This window comes from Streptomyces sp. NPDC002044 (assembly GCF_040296725.1).
Classification (GTDB): domain Bacteria; phylum Actinomycetota; class Actinomycetes; order Streptomycetales; family Streptomycetaceae; genus Streptomyces; species Streptomyces antarcticus.
The window spans coordinates 44866-61896 of record NZ_JBEOXU010000006.1 but is presented as its reverse complement, the minus strand read 5'-3'; the positions used below and the strand labels follow the sequence as shown (position 1 = coordinate 61896).

Here is a 17031-nt window from a genome sequence, read left to right as displayed (position 1 = left end):
CGTGATGTTCACTCGTTCGAGTGGCCGGGTGGGCGATGGGCGGCTCTCTCCCCGACACACTGCAAAGGTCTGTGGCGGTACGAGGAGGCAGGGGGCGTTTACTTGTTGACCGGCCGTTACCTCGGCCACACGAGTAGACGAGCAAGAGCACACGTACAGGATTGCGAGCACCGGTGCAGAAGAAGCGGTCTCGGAAGAACGGCACCGCCATAGACGGCCCGGCACCCGCAGGACGCCGCGTCCGCGTGCGCCGCAGGCTGGTCGTGGGCGTAGCCGTCGCCGGCCTCACCGTCCTCGTGGCCGGCGCGCCAGCCGTCGTCTCCGCCACGAGAGAACTCAACGACTCCCAGAACCTGGTCGTCCTCGCGGAGCAGACCCGGCAGAGCCTCACCCTCGCGCACCTCCTCGGCGACGAACGCGACGCGGTCGTCGAGTACGCCGCCAAGGGCCGCCCCGGCGCCGCCAAGGCGCCCGTGGACGAACGCACCGCCCGCACCGACCGGCAGCTCACCGAGGTCCAGGCCGACGCCGACGAGCAGACCGCCCGCGCCCTCGGCCGGCTCCGGACCGTCCGCACCGAGGCCGTCGACGGCAAGGGCAGCGCGCTGGCCGCGCACCAGGCGTACGCCGGCCTCATCGCCGAACTCCTCGCCCCCGGCGACCGGCTCACCGAACTCACCCCGCCGCGCGCCGTCGGCGCCCTCGCCACCACCCGGCCGATGGCCCCCCTCGGCCAGGCCGTGGAGCAGGCCTCCGCCACCCGTGGACTGCTGCTGGCCGCGCTGGCCGTCCCGAAGGGGGAGCAGTCCCCCAACTCCGCCGTCGTGGACGAGCTCACCACCGCCGCGCAGCGGTCCCGGGTACGGGAACAGGCCGCCCTGGAGGACTTCGCCCGGGCCGCCCGGCCCGACGTGCGCCAGACGCTGGCCGCCACCGTCACCGGCCCCGAGGTCAAGGCGGCCGACGACTACCTCAAGCGCCTCACCGACCGGCCCACCCTGACTCCGGCCGACCGCAAGACCGACGGCGCCGCCGTCGGCTCCGCGCTCACCTCCCGTCTCGACCGCATGAGGTCCGTGGAGTCGACGCTCGCGGGCCAGCGGGCCACCGCGCTCGCCTCCCTGCGCGACGACGACGTGACCCGGCTGGAGACCGTGGTCGGCCTGCTGGGCGTGCTGTTCCTCTTCAGCATCGGCTTCTCCACCGCCGTCGCGCGCTCGCTCACCCGGCCGCTGTCGGTCCTGCGCCGCGGCGCGGAGCGGCTGGCGACGCCGGAGGGCTCGGTGGAGCCGGTCCGGTTCACGGGCCGCAACGACGAGTTCGCCGAGGTCGTCCGCCACCTCAACGCCGTACGGGACCAGACGGTCTCCCTGCACACGCGGATCGCCGGTCTCGACGCCGACCGCCGCCGCCTGATCGGCCGCAACGAGGCGCTGGCCGGCGGCCGCGAGGTGCTGGAGGAAGAGCTGACGAAGCTCCGGGCGGGCCTGGAGGAACACCGCCGCGTCATGTCGACGACCTCGGTCTCCCTGTCGCTGAGGACCCTGGGACTGGTGGAACGCCAGCTCGCGGTCATCGAGGAGCTGGAGTCCAAGGAGCAGGACCCGGACCGGCTGGCGACCCTGTTCAAGCTCGACCACCTGGCGACCGTGATGCGCCGCCACAACGAGAACCTGCTGGTCCTCGCCGGGCAGGAGCACGGCCACGGCCAGGCGGCACCGGTGCCGCTGGTCGACGTGATGCGGGCCGCCGTCAGCGAGATCGAGCGCTACGAGCGCGTCGACCTCGCGGCACTGCCCTCCTTCACCCAGGTCGCCGGGCACGCGGCCGACGACATCTCGCACGTGGTCGCCGAACTGCTGGAGAACGCCACCACGTTCTCGCCGCCGGACGCCAAGGTGAAGGTGTCCGGCCGGCTGCTGGACTCCGGTGACGCGGTGATCTCCGTCGTCGACGAGGGCATCGGGATCACCGCGGACCGGCTGGAAGCGCTGAACCTCCGGCTGTCCACCCCCGAGGCGTACGACGAGGAGCCCGAGGCGGAACACGGCCTGGGCCTCGGCCTGTACGTGGCCGGGCGGCTGGCCGCACGGCACGGGGTCACCGCCGAACTGCGGGCCCCCCGGCACGGCGGCACCGAGGCCCTGGTGGTCGTACCGGCCGCCCTGCTGCCCACGACCCCGTCCACCTCGGCGATCCACGCGCTGGGCATCCCGGGAGCATCCGCGCTGCACCTGCCGGGTGTGATCGCGGAGGCGAACGAGAACACGCTGCCGACCCGCCGGCGCGGCGAGGCCCCGGCGCAGGAGCCCCGGGCGGCCGCCCCGGCGGAGCCCGAGGCGTCGGGCCTGCCGGGCTGGGCCGCCGACCAGGCCGAGCCCGTGACGTACGCCGACGAGGCCGAGCCGGGCGCGTACGCCGACGAGGCCGACCCCGGAGCGGAGCCCGGCGCAGCCGTCGACCCGGTCCCGGGCGCGCACGCGGCCCCGGACACCGATGATGCCGACGAGTCCGGCGCCGAGGCGGAGCACGGGCCGTTCCCGCCCGCCGCCCGGCCCGAGGCCACCGCGGCCGTGCTGCCGCTGTCCGCGATGCCCGCCGCCGCGGAGACGCCGGCCACGGACCCGGCGGAGGAGGCCGACGCGGCCTTCACCGGTCCGGCCCCGGGCCCGGACGCGGACGCCGTCCACCCCGAGCCCGCCGAGGAGATGCTCGCCCGGGTGGTCCCGGACGCCGACGGCCCGGCGGAGCAGCTGCCCCCGGCCGACCAGGTGTTCACCGTCCCCGCGGGTCCCGCCCCCGGGGAGCAGCTCCTCGCCCGGCTCGTCCCCGACGCGGAACCCACCGCGCCGGAGCCCGGCCCGGAGCCCGTACCGGACCTCGCACCGGAGTCCGCGTACGCCCCGGAGCGCGCCCCCGCTCCCGCGCCGGAGGCGGAGCCGCACGCCGCGGCCCCGGCCCCCGCTCCCGCGCCGGAGGCGGAGCCGCACGCCCACGCCGCCGCCGAAGGCAGCTGGCTGCCCCGCCAGGGCAGCCACCCGGCCGATCCCGCCGAGGCCGTCACGGACAAGGGCCTGCCGAAGCGGACCCCGCGCGCGGTGGCCGGCGCCCGTACCGAGGAGGCACGGCCCGAGCCGCCGCGCCGGGTCGACGCCGACGAGCTGCGCCGCCGCCTCGGCGGGTTCTACCAGGGGGCCCAGGACGGGCGCCGCGTCATCGCGGCCGAACTCGCGGGCGACCAGGACCACACGCAGGACCGGGGGCAGGGTCAGACCGATCAGGGGGACACCGCACAGGAGGCACGCACATGACCGCGCCCAGTACGTACGGACTGAGCACCCAGGCCCGCAACCTGCAGTGGCTGCTGACCGACCTGGTCGAGGAGGTCCCCGGCGTCAACTCCGTCGCCGTCGTCTCCTCGGACGGGCTCCTGCTGCTCTCCTCCGAGCCAGGAGCGGATTCCCCGCAGGGCCGGCCCAGGGGCCCGCGCGGAGCCTCGGCCGATCTGGCCACCATCGTCTCCGGCCTGGGCAGCCTCACCACCGGCGCCGCCGCCCTCATGGACGGCGGCTCCGTCAAACAGACCATGGTGGCGATGGAGCACGGCTCCGTCTTCGTCATGGCCATCAGTGACGGCTCCCTGCTCGGCGTGCACGCCACGCCCGACTGCGACATGAGCGTCGTCGCCTACCACATGGCCCTGTTCGTCGGCCGCGCCGGCCACGTCCTGACCCCCGAAGTCCGCAGCGAGCTGCGCCAGTCGATGGAGAAAACCCCGTGAGGAGTCCGGCCTCCGACCGGCTGCCGATATCCGGCCCGCCGACGTCCGGCCCGCCGATATCCGGCGGCCCGACAGCCGGCCGGCCGATACCCGGCCTGCCGGTACGCGGCGCCGACCGCCGTACCGCCCGCGTCCGCCCGTACTCCCTCACGGGCGGCCGCACCCGCTTCGCGCACGTCCTGCTCGTCGAGACCTTCGTAGCGGCCCTGGACACCAAGGCGTCGGAGCCGCGGAAGCCCGACCGGATGCCCGAGATGCCCGCCATCGTCGAGGTGTGCCGCCGCATGCGCACGATCGCCGAGATCGCGGCGCTGCTGAAGCTGCCCCTCGGCGTGGTCCGCGTGCTCGTCAGCGACCTCGCCGACCAGGGACGGATCCGCGTGTACGGCAGTGGCCACGGCACCGGCCGGCCCGAACGCGCGCTGCTGGAAAGGGTGCTCAGTGGGCTCCGCCGTCTCTGACCGGCCGGCGTCGGCCGACGAGTCCGTACAGGCTTGGCAGTACGACCGCTCCCGCGCCCCCGTGGCCGTCAAGGTGCTCGTCGCCGGCGGCTTCGGCGTCGGCAAGACCACCTTCGTCTCCTCCGTCTCGGAGATCGCCCCGCTGCGCACCGAGGCGGTGATGACCGAGGCCAGCGTCCCGACCGACGACCTGTCCGCGACGCCGGAGAAGAACACCACCACCGTCGCGATGGACTTCGGCCGCGTCACCCTGGACGACGACCTCGTGCTGTACGTGTACGGGACCCCCGGCCAGGAGCGGTTCTGGTTCATGTGGGACGACCTGGTGCGCGGCGCCGTCGGCGGGATCGTGCTGGCCGACACCCGGCGGCTGCGCGACTGCTTCCCCGCGCTCGACTACTTCGAGAGCTGCGGGCTGCCGTACGCCGTGGCCGTCAACCACTTCGAGGGCACCCGCTCGTACGAGCCGGACGACGTGCGCGAGGCACTCACCGTCCCGTCCCACGTTCCCGTGGTGATCATGGACGCCCGGAGTCGCCGGACGGTCGTCGAATCCCTGCTGACGCTGGTGGCGCACGCGCTCGACAGCACTCCCGAATAGCACCGACCAGACGCGAATCGAGAACGACATGCGCAAGATACTCGTGGTCGGAGCCGGTCAGTCCGGCCTCCAGCTCGCCCTCGGACTCCTGTCGAAGGGCTACGACGTCACCCTCATGTCCAACCGGACGGCGGACGAGATCCGCACCGGGCGGGTCATGTCCACGCAATGCATGTTCGACACGGCGCTCCAGCACGAACGCGACCTCCAGATCAACTTCTGGGAGCAGCAGGCCCCCCGGATCGAGGGCGTGGGCGTCTCCGTCGGCGCCCCTGACGCCAGCCGGCCGGTCGACTGGCTCGGCCGCCTCAAGGGGTACGCGCAATCCGTCGACCAGCGCCTGAAGATGGCGGGCTGGCTCGACGCCTTCGTCCAGCGCGGCGGACAGCTGGTCGTCCACGGCGCTTCCGTCGCCGACCTGGACTACTTCTCCCGCGCGTACGACCTGGTGCTGGTCGCGGCCGGCAAGGGCGAGCTGGTCTCCATGTTCGGCCGCAACACCGCCCGCTCCCCGTACGACGCCCCGCAGCGCGCCCTCGCGGTCAGCTACGTGCACGGGCTCGGCCCGCGCCCGGAACACCCGGAGACGGAGGCCGTGCGCTGCAACCTGGTCCCGGGTGTCGGCGAGCTGTTCGTCATGCCGACCCTCACCCTGTCCGGCCGCGCGGACATCCTGTTCTGGGAGGGCGTGCCGGGCGGCCCGGTGGACGCCTTCAACGGCGTCAAGGACCCGGCGGCGCACCTGGCGCTCACGCTGGACCTGATGCGGACGTTCACGCCGTGGGAGCACGCCCGGACGACGGACGTGGAGCTCACGGACGCGCACGCCACCCTCGCCGGCCGCTACGCGCCGGTGGTCCGCAACCCGATCGGCCGGCTGCCGGGCGGGGGCCTGGTCCTCGGAGTCGCCGACGTGGTCGTGGCCAACGACCCGATCACCGGGCAGGGCTCCAACTCCGCTTCGAAGTGCGCGGCCTCGTACCTGTCGTCGATCCTGATGCACGGGGACAAGCCGTTCGACGAGGCGTGGATGAAGGCGACCTTCGACAAGTTCTGGTTCACCACCGGCAAGCCGGTCACCCAGTGGACGAACGCGATGCTGGGCGTGCCGCCGGAGCACGTGCTGAACCTGATCGGCGCGGCCGGGCAGCTCCAGCCGGTGGCGGACCGATTCGCCAACGGCTTCGACAACCCGGCCGACTTCGACGGGTACTTCTACGACCCCGAGGACGCGGCGGACTACCTGGCCGAGGTCTCGGCGTCGGTGGCGGGCCCGGCAACCGGCTCGGAGCCGGCAGGCTCGGCACCGGGCCCGGACGGCTCGGGCGCCCCGGCCCCCTCGGGAGCCTCCGCCGCCGAGTAGCCGGTGTCGTCGCCCGCCGCCGCGTCCGCCCCGGGCAGCGGCGGCGGGTCGAACCGGTCGAGCGGCGCCCCGCCCGGGTCCGGCCGCACCGCCCCCAGCAGCGGGTTCGCCGCGATCGGCGACACCTTGACCCGCGCTCCGGGGCGCGGGGCCTGGATGACCTTGCCGTCGCCGATGTAGAGCCCCACGTGCGTCGCCTTGGGGAAGTACACGACGAGGTCCCCGGGCCGCAGCCGGTCCAGCGGCACCCTGGGCAGCCGGGCCCACTGCTCCTGGCTGGTACGGGGGATCGCGCGGCCGGCGTGCGCCCACGCCTGCGAGGTGAGCCCGGAGCAGTCGAAGGACGCGGGCCCCTCGGCGCCCCAGACGTACGGCTTCCCGATCTGGGCCGCCGCGTAGGTGAGCGCCGCGCCGCCGGCGGCGGTGGGCGTACCGGTACGGGCCGGGAGGCGGCCGGATTCCACCAGTGCGCGCTGGGCACCGGCGGTGTTCGCCGCCTCGCGCGCGCCGAGCTGCGCGAGCTGCTCGGCGGTGAGCGAGGCGAGGAGCCGCTCGACCTCCTTGAGCTGCGCCGCGACCTGCTCCTTCTGGCTCTTCTGCCGTGCGGCCAGCGCCCGCTGGTCGTCCAGGGCCTTGCGGGCCGAGGCCGCGAGCGAGCCGGCCCGTTGCTCGCCGCGGGCCAGCCGGTCCAGTACGCCCGCCCTGCGGGTCCCCTCGCGGGCGGCGATCCGGTGCTGGTCGAGGGCGGCCCGGGGGTCGCGGGCGAGGAGCATGCGGGCGTACGGGGCGAAACCGCGGGCCGTCTGGTACTGCTCGCGGGCCAGCCGCCCGGCGAGCGCCTTCTCCGCGTCGAGCGCGCCGCGGGCCTTGCCGAGTTCCGCGCTGAGCCGGTGCTCCTCGTCGAGCCGCGCGCCGAGCGCGGTCTCGGTGGCGTTGTACGCCTCGGTGGCCTCCTCGGCCTTCTGGTACAGCCCTTGGAGCCGGGTGAGCAGGACGCCGACGGGCTCGGCCGAGGGCAGGGGCTCGGCGGTGGCGGCGGGGGTCGGGCAGGCTGCGAGGAGCAGCGCGGCGATGCAGGCGGCGCGGAGCGGCCGATGTGACATGGGATCACCTCCGGGGCGCCCGATGCTGCCACGCCCGGTATGACAAATACCCCAACGGAGTCGGCGGGCCCGACCGGGGTCACCCGGGTGGCGGGTGGCGGGGCGAAGCCGCCCGCGTGGCGTCCACCGGCGCGGCGTCCGCCTCCGCTCCCGCTCGTGCCGCCCCCGCTCGTGCCGCCCCCACGCGCGCCGCGTCCGCTCTCGCGGTCGTGCGACCAGTCGTTCCGCGGAGGGCCGGGGGCTTCGGTTCCACGGGGTCCGAGGGGTTCCGCCCCTGATTCCGACCACTTGTGACGACTCTTCGGCACCCTATGACATAAACGGACATACCATCCGTCCGCTTGCTACGTTTCCCCCATGACCGCTCTGACGGCGAAGGTGGCGGAGCCCGCGCCGCCGCCTCCCGACGCCCGCGCCCCCCGGCGCCGCGGTGTCGAGCTGACCCTCCTCGCCGGCGCCGTCCTGATCGCCGCCCTCGGTCATCTCCACGTCGGCCTCGCGACCACCGGCCAGGTCCCCCCCTCCGCCGCCCGCTACGCGGGCGGCCTGGCCGCCGCCGCACTGTTCGCGCACCTCGCCGTCCGCCGGTGGGCCCCGTACGCCGACCCCCTCGTGCTCCCGATCGCCTTCCTGCTCAACGGCCTCGGCCTCGTCCTCATCCAGCGCCTGGACGCGACCACCCCCGCCCACCTCACCGCCGACGACCAACTCCTGTGGTCCGCGCTCGGGGTGGCGCTGTTCGTCCTCGTCGTCGCCCGGCTCCGCGACCACCGCGTGCTCCAGCGCTACGCGTACCTCTCGGTGACGGCCGCGCTCGTCCTGATGCTCGTCCCCGTGTTCTTCCCGGCGGTCAACGGGGCGCACATCTGGATCCGGTTCGCCGGACTCTCCTTCCAGCCGGGGGAGTTCGCCAAGATCCTGCTCGCCGTCTTCTTCGCCGCCTACCTCGCCGCGAACCGCACCGCGCTCGCCCTCACCGGCCGCACGCTGTTCTGGAAGCTCCGTCTCCTGCCCGGCCGGGTGCTCGGCCCGATCCTCGCGATCTGGCTGCTCAGCGTCGGCGTGCTCGTCCTGGAACGCGACCTCGGCACCTCGCTGCTCTTCTTCGGGCTGTTCGTGATCATGCTTTTCACCGCCACCGGGCGGATCGGCTGGATCGCGATCGGCCTGGTCCTGGCCGGGTTCGGCGCCTACGCCGTCGGCACCTTCGAGCCGCACGTGAACAGCCGCGTGGACGACTGGCTGAATCCTTTCGCCTCCATCGAGCGCGGCGAGGGCCCCGGCCAGCTCGCCCAGTCCCTCTTCGCCTTCGGCGCCGGCGGACTCCTCGGCGCCGGGCTCGGCCACGGCCAGTCCTTCCTCATCGGCTTCGCCGCCAAGTCGGACTTCATCCTCGCCACCGCCGGCGAGGAGCTCGGCCTCGTCGGCCTCACCGCGATCCTCCTGCTCTACGGGCTCCTCGTCGCCCGCGGCTTCCGCGCCGGGCTCGCGCTGCGCGACCCCTTCGGGCGGCTGCTCGCCACCGGGCTCGCCTCGATCGTCGCCCTCCAGGTGTTCGTCATCGCCGGCGGCGTCACCGGGCTGATCCCGCTCACCGGCATGGCCATGCCCTTCCTGGCCCAGGGCGGCTCCTCCGTCGTCACCAACTGGATCATCGTCGCCCTGCTGGTCCGGCTGAGCGACAGCGCCCGCAGACCCGAACCGCAGGAGGCCGCCGCGTGATCCGCTACATCCGCTGGTGCGCGTACTTCTGCGCCCTGCTGCTGGCCGCCCTGCTCGTCAACATCGCCCGGGTCCAGGTCTGGGAGTCCGCCGCCTACGGCGCGAACCCCGCCAACAAGCGCCCCGTCATCGAGCGGTACTCCGAACCGCGCGGCGACGTCCTGGTCGACGGCCGGCCGGTCACCGGCTCCCGGGACAGCGGACAGCTGCTGCGCTTCGAGCGCACGTACCTCAACGGCCCGCTCTACGCGCCCGTCACCGGCTACTCCTCCCAGACGTACGGGACCAGCTTCGTCGAGCGCGCCGAGGACGCGGTCCTGTCGGGCACCGATCCGGGGCTCTCCGTCTTCCCGCTCTGGTACGACCTCACCCGCGGCCGCCCGGGCGGCGGGAACGCCGCCACCACCATCCGCGCCGCGATGCAGGAGGCCGCGTACGCCGGTCTCGCGGGCAAGCGCGGCGCGGTCGCGGCGGTGGAGCCGGCCACCGGGAAGATCCTGGCGCTGGTCAGCAGCCCCTCGTACGACCCGGCCGCGCTGTCGGGGACGGGCGGCCGGGTCAAGGCGGCCTGGGAGCGGCTGAACGGCGACCCGGCCAAGCCGATGCTGAACCGGGCGCTGCGCGAGACGTACCCGCCGGGCTCCACCTTCAAGATCGTGACGGCGGCGGCCGCGCTGGACTCGGGCGCGGTCACCGACGTGGACGCGCCGACCGAGACCCCCGACCCCTACCCGCTGCCCGGTACCAGCACCCTGCTGCCCAACGCGGGGACGGGCTGCCAGGACGCCTCCATGGCGGACGCGGTGCAGTGGTCGTGCAACACGGTGATGGCGAAGATCGGGGTGCGCGTCGGGCTGCGGGGGATGGTGGAGGCGGCACGCCGGTTCGGGTTCAACGACGAGGGGCTGCGCGTGCCGTCGTGGGTGTCCCGGTCGAACTTCGACACCGACATGAGCCAGGACCAGCTGGCCCTGTCCTCGATCGGGCAGTTCAACACCAAGGCGACCCCGCTGCAGATGGCGATGGTGGCGGCGGCGGTCGCCAACGGCGGCGAGCTCAAAGCCCCCTACCTGGTGGACCGCACCACGCAGGACGACGGCTCCCAGGTCCGGCGCGGCGACCAGCGCTCCCTGGGCCGGGCCATGACCCCGGCCACCGCACTGCGGATGCAGGAGCTGATGGTGAAGGTCGTGGAGAGCGGCACGGGCCGCAACGCGGCCATCCCCGGGGTGGTGGTCGGCGGGAAGACCGGCACGGCGCAGCACGGCGTCGGCAACGCCGGCACCCCGTACGCCTGGTTCATCTCCTGGGCGAAGGCGGAGGGCGGCGGGGCCCTGCCGGCGGTCGCGGTCGCGGTCGTCGTCGAGGACGCGTCGGCGGTGCGCGGTGACATCAGCGGCAACGGGGCGGCCGCCCCGATCGCCCGGTCGGTGATGCAGGCGGCCTTCTCGGCCCCGCCCCCGCCCCGGCCCCCGTCCGCTCCGTGAACCGGGGGCCGGGCACCCGCCACCCGGGGCCGGGCGCCCCGAGCCGCGGCCCCCGAGCCCCGGGTCCGGCCCCCCAGCCCCGGGCCAGGTGTCAGGTTTCGGTGCCCGAGACGATCGCGGCCCCGACCTCCGCCACGCGTTCGGCCTCCTCCGCCGCGAACCGCTCGCGGTCCAGCGCCTCCGCGATCTCCTCGTCCTGGCTCATCAGCAGGTCCAGGTTGGAGTCGCCCATCTCGAAGACGCCCATGTCCAGGTACGCCTTCTGCAGCCGCTCGCCCCACAGCCCGATGTCCTTGACGCACGGCACGATCCGGCTGAACAGCAGCTTCCGGAACAGGTGCAGGAACTCCGACTGCTCGCTGAACTCCTCCGCCTCCTTCCGGGAGATCCCGAAGTTCTCCAGCACCTCGACCCCGCGCAGCCGGTCCCGCATCAGGTAGCAGCCCTCGATCACGAACTCCTCGCGCTCGCGCCGCTCGGCGTCCGTCAGCTGGCGGTAGTAGTCCCGCAGCGCCATCCGCCCGAAGGCCACGTGCCGGGCCTCGTCCTGCATGACGTACGCCAGGATCTGCTTCGGCAGCGGCTTGTCGGTCGTGTCGCGGATCATGCCGAAGGCCGCCAGGGCCAGGCCCTCGATCAGCACCTGCATCCCGAGGTACGGCATGTCCCACCGGGAATCGCGCAGGGTGTCGCCGAGCAGCCCCTGAAGGCTGTCGTTGACCGGGTACAGCATCCCGACCTTCTCGTGCAGGAACCGCCCGAAGATCTCCGCGTGGCGGGCCTCGTCCATGGTCTGGGTGGCGGAGTAGAACTTCGCGTCCAGGTCGGGCACCGATTCCACGATCCGTGCCGCGCACACCATCGCGCCCTGTTCGCCGTGCAGGAACTGGCTGAAGTTCCAGGCCGCGTAGTGCCGGCGCAGCTCGCCCTTGTCCTTCTCGGTGAGCTTGGCCCAGTGCCTGGTCCCGTACAGGGTCAGCACGTCGTCCGGGGTGCCCAGCGGGTCGTACGGGTCGACCTCGATGTTCCAGTCGATGCGCTTGGCACCGTCCCACTGCTTGTCCTTGCCCTTCTGGTAGAGCGCGAGGAGCCGTTCGCGGCCGCCGTCGTACTCCCAGCTGAAACGGGCCGAGCCGGAGGCGGGAATCTGCCAGACTCCCGCGCCCGGATCGTTGGTGTAGAGCTCGTGTGTCGACACTGGCACCACCTCGCGTCACGTACTTCCGTACAGGAGCGGACAGTTGGCAGCGTCACACGTTGGTAGACGCGGGGTCAACAAGTCGTGCGCAAGGGATTGACGGCCTTGCTGACAAGCAGTCTCATAAGGAGTGACCGCCGGTAACCCAATGAACGAGGTGCCCGAAGCCATGACGACGGTGACCGATCGAGCCGCCCTGAGGGACGCTCTCGGCCTGCTCAAGGACCGCGAGCAGATCGCCGAGCGGCTCCTCGAATCCTCCGCCAAGCACTCCTTCGACCCCGACAAGGAACTGGACTGGGACGCCCCGCCCATCGAGGGCAAGTACTACTGGCCCCCGGAACTCCTCTCCCTCTACGACACCCCGCTCTGGAAGAAGATGGGCGAGGAGCAGCGCATCGAACTCTCCCGCCACGAGGCGGCGGCGCTCGGCTCGCTCGGCATCTGGTTCGAGATCATCCTCATGCAGCTCCTCGTCCGGCACATCTACGACAAGTCGCTGACCAGCAACCACGTCCGCTACGCCCTCACCGAGATAGCCGACGAGTGCCGCCACTCGATGATGTTCGCCCGCATGATCCAGAAGGGCGGAGCCCCCGAGTACCCGGTCTCCCGCACCAACCACAACCTCGCGCGCATCCTCAAGACGGTCTCCACCACCCCCGGTTCCTTCGCCTGCACCCTCCTCGGCGAGGAGATCCTCGACTGGATGCAGCGCCTGACCTTCCCGGACGAGCGCATCCAGCCGCTGGTCCGCGGCGTGACCCGGATCCACGTCATCGAGGAGGCCCGGCACGTCCGCTACGCCCGCGAGGAGCTGCGCCGCCAGATGCTCACCGCCCCGCGCTGGGAGCAGGAGCTGACCCGGATCAGCTGCGGCGAGGCCGCCCGCGTCTTCTCGCTGGCCTTCGTGAACCCGGCCGTGTACGAGAACATCGGACTGGAGCGCAACGAAGCGGTCGCCCAGGTCAAGGCCAGCGGCCACCGGCGGGAGGTCATGCAGGCCGGCTCCAAGCGGCTCACCGACTTCCTCGACGACATCGGCATCCTGCGCGGCGTCGGCCGCAAGCTGTGGAAGAGCTCCGGACTCCTGGCCTGAGGTCACGTCCGCCGGGCTACCCTGCGGACATGACCGTACGCGCCTACCGCAGACTGGGCGTCGAGGAGCGGCGAGCCCAACTCCTCGACGCCGCCCTCTCGCTGTTCGCGCACCGGGCGCCGGAGGACGTCTCGCTGGACGACGTCGCGGAGGCCGCCGGCGTGTCCCGCCCGCTCGTGTACCGCTACTTCCCCGGCGGCAAGCAGCAGTTGTACGAAGCCGCCCTGCGCTCGGCGGCGGAGATCCTCCAACTGTGCTTCGCCGAGCCCCAGGACGGCCCCCTGACCCGGCGGCTCTCCCGGGCCCTGGACCGCTACCTGGCCTTCGTCGACGAGCACCACGCCGGCTTCTCCGCCCTCCTGCAGGGCGGCAGCGTCGTGGAAACCTCCCGTACGACGGCCACGGTGGACGGCATCCGCCGGGCCGCAGCCGAGCAGATCCTCTACCACCTGGGCACCCCGGCGCCGGGCCCCCGGCTGCGGATGATGGTCCGTACGTGGATCACCGCGGTCGAGGCCGCCTCGCTCATCTGGATCGACGAGGGCAAACAGCCGGACGTCGACTCGCTCCGGGACTGGCTGGTGGACCAGTTCATCGCCCTGCTGACCGCCACCGCCGCCACCGACCCCGAGACGGCCGCCGCGGCCCGCGCCGCCCTCGCCCTGGAGTCGGCCGACGGGCCGGTCGGAGTCCTGGCCCGCCGCGTGATGCCCGTGGTCTCCGAGGCCGCCCACCTGCTGTGACACTGGTGGGGTGAGAAGCCAAGCGACCCCCTTCGAGGGCGGCCCGATGGACGGCAGGGTCCTGCCGGTGATCCTCGGCCTGACCGGGCACCCCCCGAAGTGGTACGAGATCCCGGTCCCCGCGCCCGGCGCCCCGCCCACGGTGCTGCTCTACGAGCGGGTCCCGTCGGGGTACTCGAAACGGCTCGGGCTCCAGAAGGGGTGGAAGTACGCGTTCCGCCCCGACGGCACCAAACCCCGCCCCCGCTGGCCCTGGACCAGAACCCCCCGCCCCTGAGGCCCGCTCCTCCACCGGGAGCGGGAGCGGCCGGGGGCACGGCCGCGGGCGGGGGCACCGCCGGGCAGGGGCACCGCCGGGCAGGGGTGCTTCGCGGCAGCCCCCGGGACCGCCCGGCCCCGGACCCGCCCAGCCCCCGCGCCCGCCCCCCCGCCCGGCCCCGTCAGGGTCCCGGCAGGGTCAGGACCGCCACCGCGCCGCCGCCCTCCGCCGCGCGGAACACCAGCCGGGCCCCGATCGCCTCCGCCTGGCCCGCCGCGATCGTCAGGCCCAGGCCGTGCCCCTTCCCCCCGCTGCGGAACCGCTGCGGACCGTGCGCCGCCAGGTAGTCCGGGAACCCGTCCCCGTGGTCCCGTACGGTCACCACCGGCCCGTCCACCGTCACCACCACCGGCGGCCGCCCGTGTTTGTGCGCGTTCGCCACCAGGTTCCCCAGGACCCGTTCCAGCCGCCGCCGGTCGGTCTCCACGTGCGCGTCCCGGACCACGACCACCTCCGTGTCCGTCCCCGACGCCCGCACCACCCGCCGTACCAGCCGCTCCAGCTGGTGCAGGTCCGTGTCCACCGCCTCGCTGCCCGAGTCCAGCCGGGAGATCTCCAGCAGGTCCTCGGTCAGCTGGCGCATCGTGCGCACCCGCTCCCGCACCAGCTCCGTCGGCCGCCCCTCCGGCAGCAGTTCCGACGCCGCCTGCAAGCCGGTCAGCGGCGTCCGCAGCTCGTGCGCCACGTCCGCCGTGAACCGCTGCTCGCATTCCAGCTTCGACTGGAGGCTCCCCGCCATCGTGTCCAGCGCCCCGGCCACCGTCGCCACCTCGTCCTGGTGCCGCGAGGGGTCCTTGGTCCGCGGATCGCCCACCCGCGCGTCGAGGTCGCCCTGCGTGATCCGCCGGGCCACCGTCGCCGTCTGGTGCAGCCGCCGTGTCACCCGGGTCACCGCGAAGGCGCCCACCAGCAGCGTTCCGCCGATCGCCAGCACCGAGGAGCCGATGATCGCGTTGTCGAGCCCGCTGATCGTCCGCGCGCTCTGCCCGTAGTCGACGGCGGTGGCCAGCACCCGGCCGTCCGCCGGCGCGGCCGCCCACATCGTCGGGCGGCCCCGGTCGTCGCCCACGACCGTCCCGCGGTGCCCGCCGAGGGCCAGCGCCCGCAGCTCCGGCGGAAGCGCGTCCGGATCGAGCCCGGACTCGGGCGGCAGGGGTTCGCCCGCCTCGTAGGCGTGGGAGACGTCCTGCAGCTTGACCAGCGCCTTCTCCCGGGCCGTCGCCACCGTCTGCCGGGTCACCTCCACATGCACGAGCGCACCGAGTACGGCCGCCAGCGAGCAGCACATCACGACGATGAAGCACGCGGACTTCCAGGTCAGCGTGGCCGTCCACGCGGGCAGCCGCAGGTTCACGGCGCGCTGGGCCCGGGCGCGGTGGCGGGCCCGGGCGGCGGGGTGGAGGCCGCGGTCCGCGGAGCCGACGGCACCCGTACGATCTGCTCGCGCGTGGGCAGCATGGTGCGCTGCTTCTCGTCGTAGGACCAGGCGGTGATCAGCTCGTACCCGTTGTTCCCGCTGGGCACCCGCAGGATCACGTCCCGCGCGGCCAGCTCCACGCCGATGACCGTGTCCGTGGTCGCCATGATCCGGTTGAGCCGGCCGTCGGGGTCCGCCGTGTACACCCGTACCGACATCATCCGGTCCGGCAGCTCGATGCCGACGATCAGCTCGTCCCGGCCGTTGCCGGTCAGGTCGCGGTAGTACGGCGTCAGGACCGGGCACGCCGCGCCCTCGCCGGTGCCGTCCCCGGTGCCTTCCCCGGTTCCGCACGCCTCGATCGCCGCCGCCGTCCCGGCGGGCATCCCGTCCGCGCCGACGTCGGCGTTCGCGTGCGCGCGCACCTCCGCCCGGACGATGGCCACCGGATCCACCTCGCGCACGTTCTGGTTCCGGACGGGCGCGATCCCCTGGACGTACTCCGGGGGCGCACCACCCGGGTCGGCGGGCGGTACGGCCGCCCCCCGGCGCTCGGGCCACAGGTGGACGGGGCCGCTCGCCGTGGGCGTGGAACCCGCCGCGGCCAGCCCGCCACCGTCGCCGCAGCCCGCCAGGACGGGCAGCAGGCAGCACGCCAGCAGCGCGGGGCCCGCGACCGGGCGCCGGAGCGCCCGGCAAGGGCGGAAGGGCCGGCGAGGCGTGCGGAACGGGAGGTACGACTTCACAGGGCCCCGCGTCCTCCAGTCCTTGGCGATCCGGCCTCCGGGAACCGGCACCGGGATCCGGCACCGGCATCAGGACCGGCATCCGTAGCGTCAACCTTATGCGGAGGTACGTCCTTTTTGCCCACCGCCCCCGTGTGGACGGCCGAGAGCCCGGTGACCTGCGCGTCAGCCCTCGGTGCGCCCGCGCCGCAGCATGGCGAAGCCGAGTCCGGCGGCGCCGACGGCCGCGATCCCGCCGCCCGCCGCGAGCAGCAGCACGCCCTCGCCCGGCTCGTCGGCCAGCGTGTTCAGACGCAGCGCGTCGACCGGCCCGGTGGCGACGACGCGGCTGCCGCCGGCCTCGCCCGTACGCGTCGCGGAGGCGGATCCCGGAGCGGATCCGGAAGCGGCTCCCGGGGCCGGGACGGAGACCGGGACGACCTGACCGCTCCGGGTGCCGGTCTTGTGCCCGTCGCCCGCGACGGCGTGCCCGGCCCCCCGCGCGGGAGCCTCGCCCACCCAGGAGGTCAGCCGGCCGTCCGCGTCCAGCGAAGCGCGCAGGTCGCCGGCGCCGCCGGTGCCGGCGATCCCGTCGCGGCTGGTCAAGGTGGCGGCCGTGGCGCCGTCCTCGGTCAGGATGTCGGCCTCGTACGCGCCCTTGCCGACGCGGTACACCTTCGCCGTGGAGACGCCGTCCGCCAGCGAGAGGCTCTTGAGCAGCGTCCGCTGGGGGCCCGCGGAGTGCGCGGACGCGGCGGCCGGCACACCCTCGGCGAGCGCCGCGGCCGCGGGGAGGGCCAGCAGGCTTCCGGCGCAGACGGTCACGGCGGCGGCGCGAACGAGAGTGCGGCGGCTGACGGTGCTCACGGGGAAGTCCTTCGACGCTGTTCAGGGCCTGGCGTGTCCAGACGGGACAAACGTAGGCGGCGGCCGTTGCGGCAGGGCCCCGTTCGTGTAACAGCGGCGTCGCAGGGTTCCGGCGGAGTCGTTACACCGCCGGGGGATTGCCCCC

The 17031-nt window shown here is 73.8% G+C and carries 14 protein-coding genes and 1 pseudogene; 10 read left to right on the top strand and 5 right to left on the bottom strand.

Features of this window, described 5'->3' with window-relative positions; genetic code table 11:
- The first annotated feature begins 245 nt into the window (after positions 1-245).
- The 5 genes from ABT106_RS03095 to ABT106_RS03075 are packed head-to-tail and all read left to right on the top strand — an operon-like array spanning position 246 to position 6206.
- Complete coding sequence (locus ABT106_RS03095; protein ID WP_351271410.1) at positions 246-3311, top strand: sensor histidine kinase; 3066 nt, start codon at positions 246-248, stop codon at positions 3309-3311.
- Positions 3308-3781, top strand: a complete 474-nt coding sequence (locus ABT106_RS03090) for a roadblock/LC7 domain-containing protein (protein WP_351271407.1) — start codon at positions 3308-3310, stop codon at positions 3779-3781. Before ABT106_RS03095 ends, ABT106_RS03090 begins: the two co-directional genes overlap by 4 nt.
- A 56-nt stretch (positions 3782-3837) precedes the next feature.
- Positions 3838-4242: a DUF742 domain-containing protein gene (locus tag ABT106_RS03085; protein WP_351271510.1), complete on the top strand. Its 405-nt coding sequence runs from the start codon at positions 3838-3840 to the stop codon at positions 4240-4242.
- Positions 4223-4843, top strand: coding sequence for a GTP-binding protein (locus ABT106_RS03080; protein ID WP_351271404.1), 621 nt, complete (start codon positions 4223-4225; stop codon positions 4841-4843). Before ABT106_RS03085 ends, ABT106_RS03080 begins: the two co-directional genes overlap by 20 nt.
- Positions 4844-4871: 28 nt before the next feature.
- Positions 4872-6206, top strand: coding sequence for a styrene monooxygenase/indole monooxygenase family protein (locus tag ABT106_RS03075; protein ID WP_351271401.1), 1335 nt, complete (start codon positions 4872-4874; stop codon positions 6204-6206).
- Between the two features lie 170 nt (positions 6207-6376).
- Here ABT106_RS03075 and ABT106_RS32105 read toward each other — a convergent pair.
- Positions 6377-6979: pseudogene (locus tag ABT106_RS32105) on the bottom strand (C40 family peptidase); the annotation flags it as partial.
- 687 nt (positions 6980-7666) lie between these two features.
- On the opposite strand from ABT106_RS32105, the gene ABT106_RS03065 reads away from it, so the two are divergent.
- Together ABT106_RS03065 and ABT106_RS03060 are read left to right on the top strand one after the other, a co-directional pair.
- The gene (locus tag ABT106_RS03065; protein WP_351271398.1) at positions 7667-9031 is read left to right on the top strand and encodes an FtsW/RodA/SpoVE family cell cycle protein; all 1365 of its coding nucleotides are present in this window, start codon (positions 7667-7669) and stop codon (positions 9029-9031) included.
- Positions 9028-10518: a penicillin-binding transpeptidase domain-containing protein gene (locus tag ABT106_RS03060; RefSeq protein WP_351271396.1), complete on the top strand. Its 1491-nt coding sequence runs from the start codon at positions 9028-9030 to the stop codon at positions 10516-10518. Before ABT106_RS03065 ends, ABT106_RS03060 begins: the two co-directional genes overlap by 4 nt.
- 91 nt (positions 10519-10609) lie before the next feature.
- Here ABT106_RS03060 and ABT106_RS03055 read toward each other — a convergent pair whose 3' ends face one another.
- On the bottom strand, positions 10610-11716 hold the full coding sequence (locus ABT106_RS03055) for a ferritin-like domain-containing protein (protein ID WP_351271393.1): 1107 nt from the start codon (positions 11714-11716) through the stop codon (positions 10610-10612).
- A gap of 169 nt (positions 11717-11885) precedes the next feature.
- Here ABT106_RS03055 and ABT106_RS03050 point away from each other — a divergent pair, with 169 nt between their 5' ends.
- From ABT106_RS03050 to ABT106_RS03040, 3 genes are read left to right on the top strand one after another with little or no spacing between them, the layout of a single operon-like run.
- Positions 11886-12815, top strand: coding sequence for an AurF N-oxygenase family protein (locus ABT106_RS03050; protein WP_351271390.1), 930 nt, complete (start codon positions 11886-11888; stop codon positions 12813-12815).
- A gap of 29 nt (positions 12816-12844) precedes the next feature.
- A complete protein-coding gene (locus tag ABT106_RS03045; RefSeq protein ID WP_351271388.1) occupies positions 12845-13558 on the top strand; it encodes a TetR/AcrR family transcriptional regulator in 714 nt (237 codons plus the stop codon).
- Between the two features lie 10 nt (positions 13559-13568).
- Complete coding sequence (locus tag ABT106_RS03040) at positions 13569-13835, top strand: DUF8847 domain-containing protein (protein WP_351271386.1); 267 nt, start codon at positions 13569-13571, stop codon at positions 13833-13835.
- A gap of 163 nt (positions 13836-13998) precedes the next feature.
- On the opposite strand, the gene ABT106_RS03035 is transcribed toward ABT106_RS03040, so the two are convergent.
- The 3 genes from ABT106_RS03035 to ABT106_RS03025 form a co-directional block, all read right to left on the bottom strand.
- Complete coding sequence (locus ABT106_RS03035; RefSeq protein WP_351271383.1) at positions 13999-15231, bottom strand: ATP-binding protein; 1233 nt, start codon at positions 15229-15231, stop codon at positions 13999-14001.
- Positions 15228-16040: a hypothetical protein gene (locus ABT106_RS03030; RefSeq protein WP_351271380.1), complete on the bottom strand. Its 813-nt coding sequence runs from the start codon at positions 16038-16040 to the stop codon at positions 15228-15230. The genes ABT106_RS03035 and ABT106_RS03030 overlap by 4 nt, the downstream gene beginning before the upstream one ends.
- A gap of 165 nt (positions 16041-16205) precedes the next feature.
- The gene (locus ABT106_RS03025; RefSeq protein WP_351271377.1) at positions 16206-16886 is read right to left on the bottom strand and encodes a hypothetical protein; all 681 of its coding nucleotides are present in this window, start codon (positions 16884-16886) and stop codon (positions 16206-16208) included.
- Positions 16887-17031: the final 145 nt, after the last annotated feature.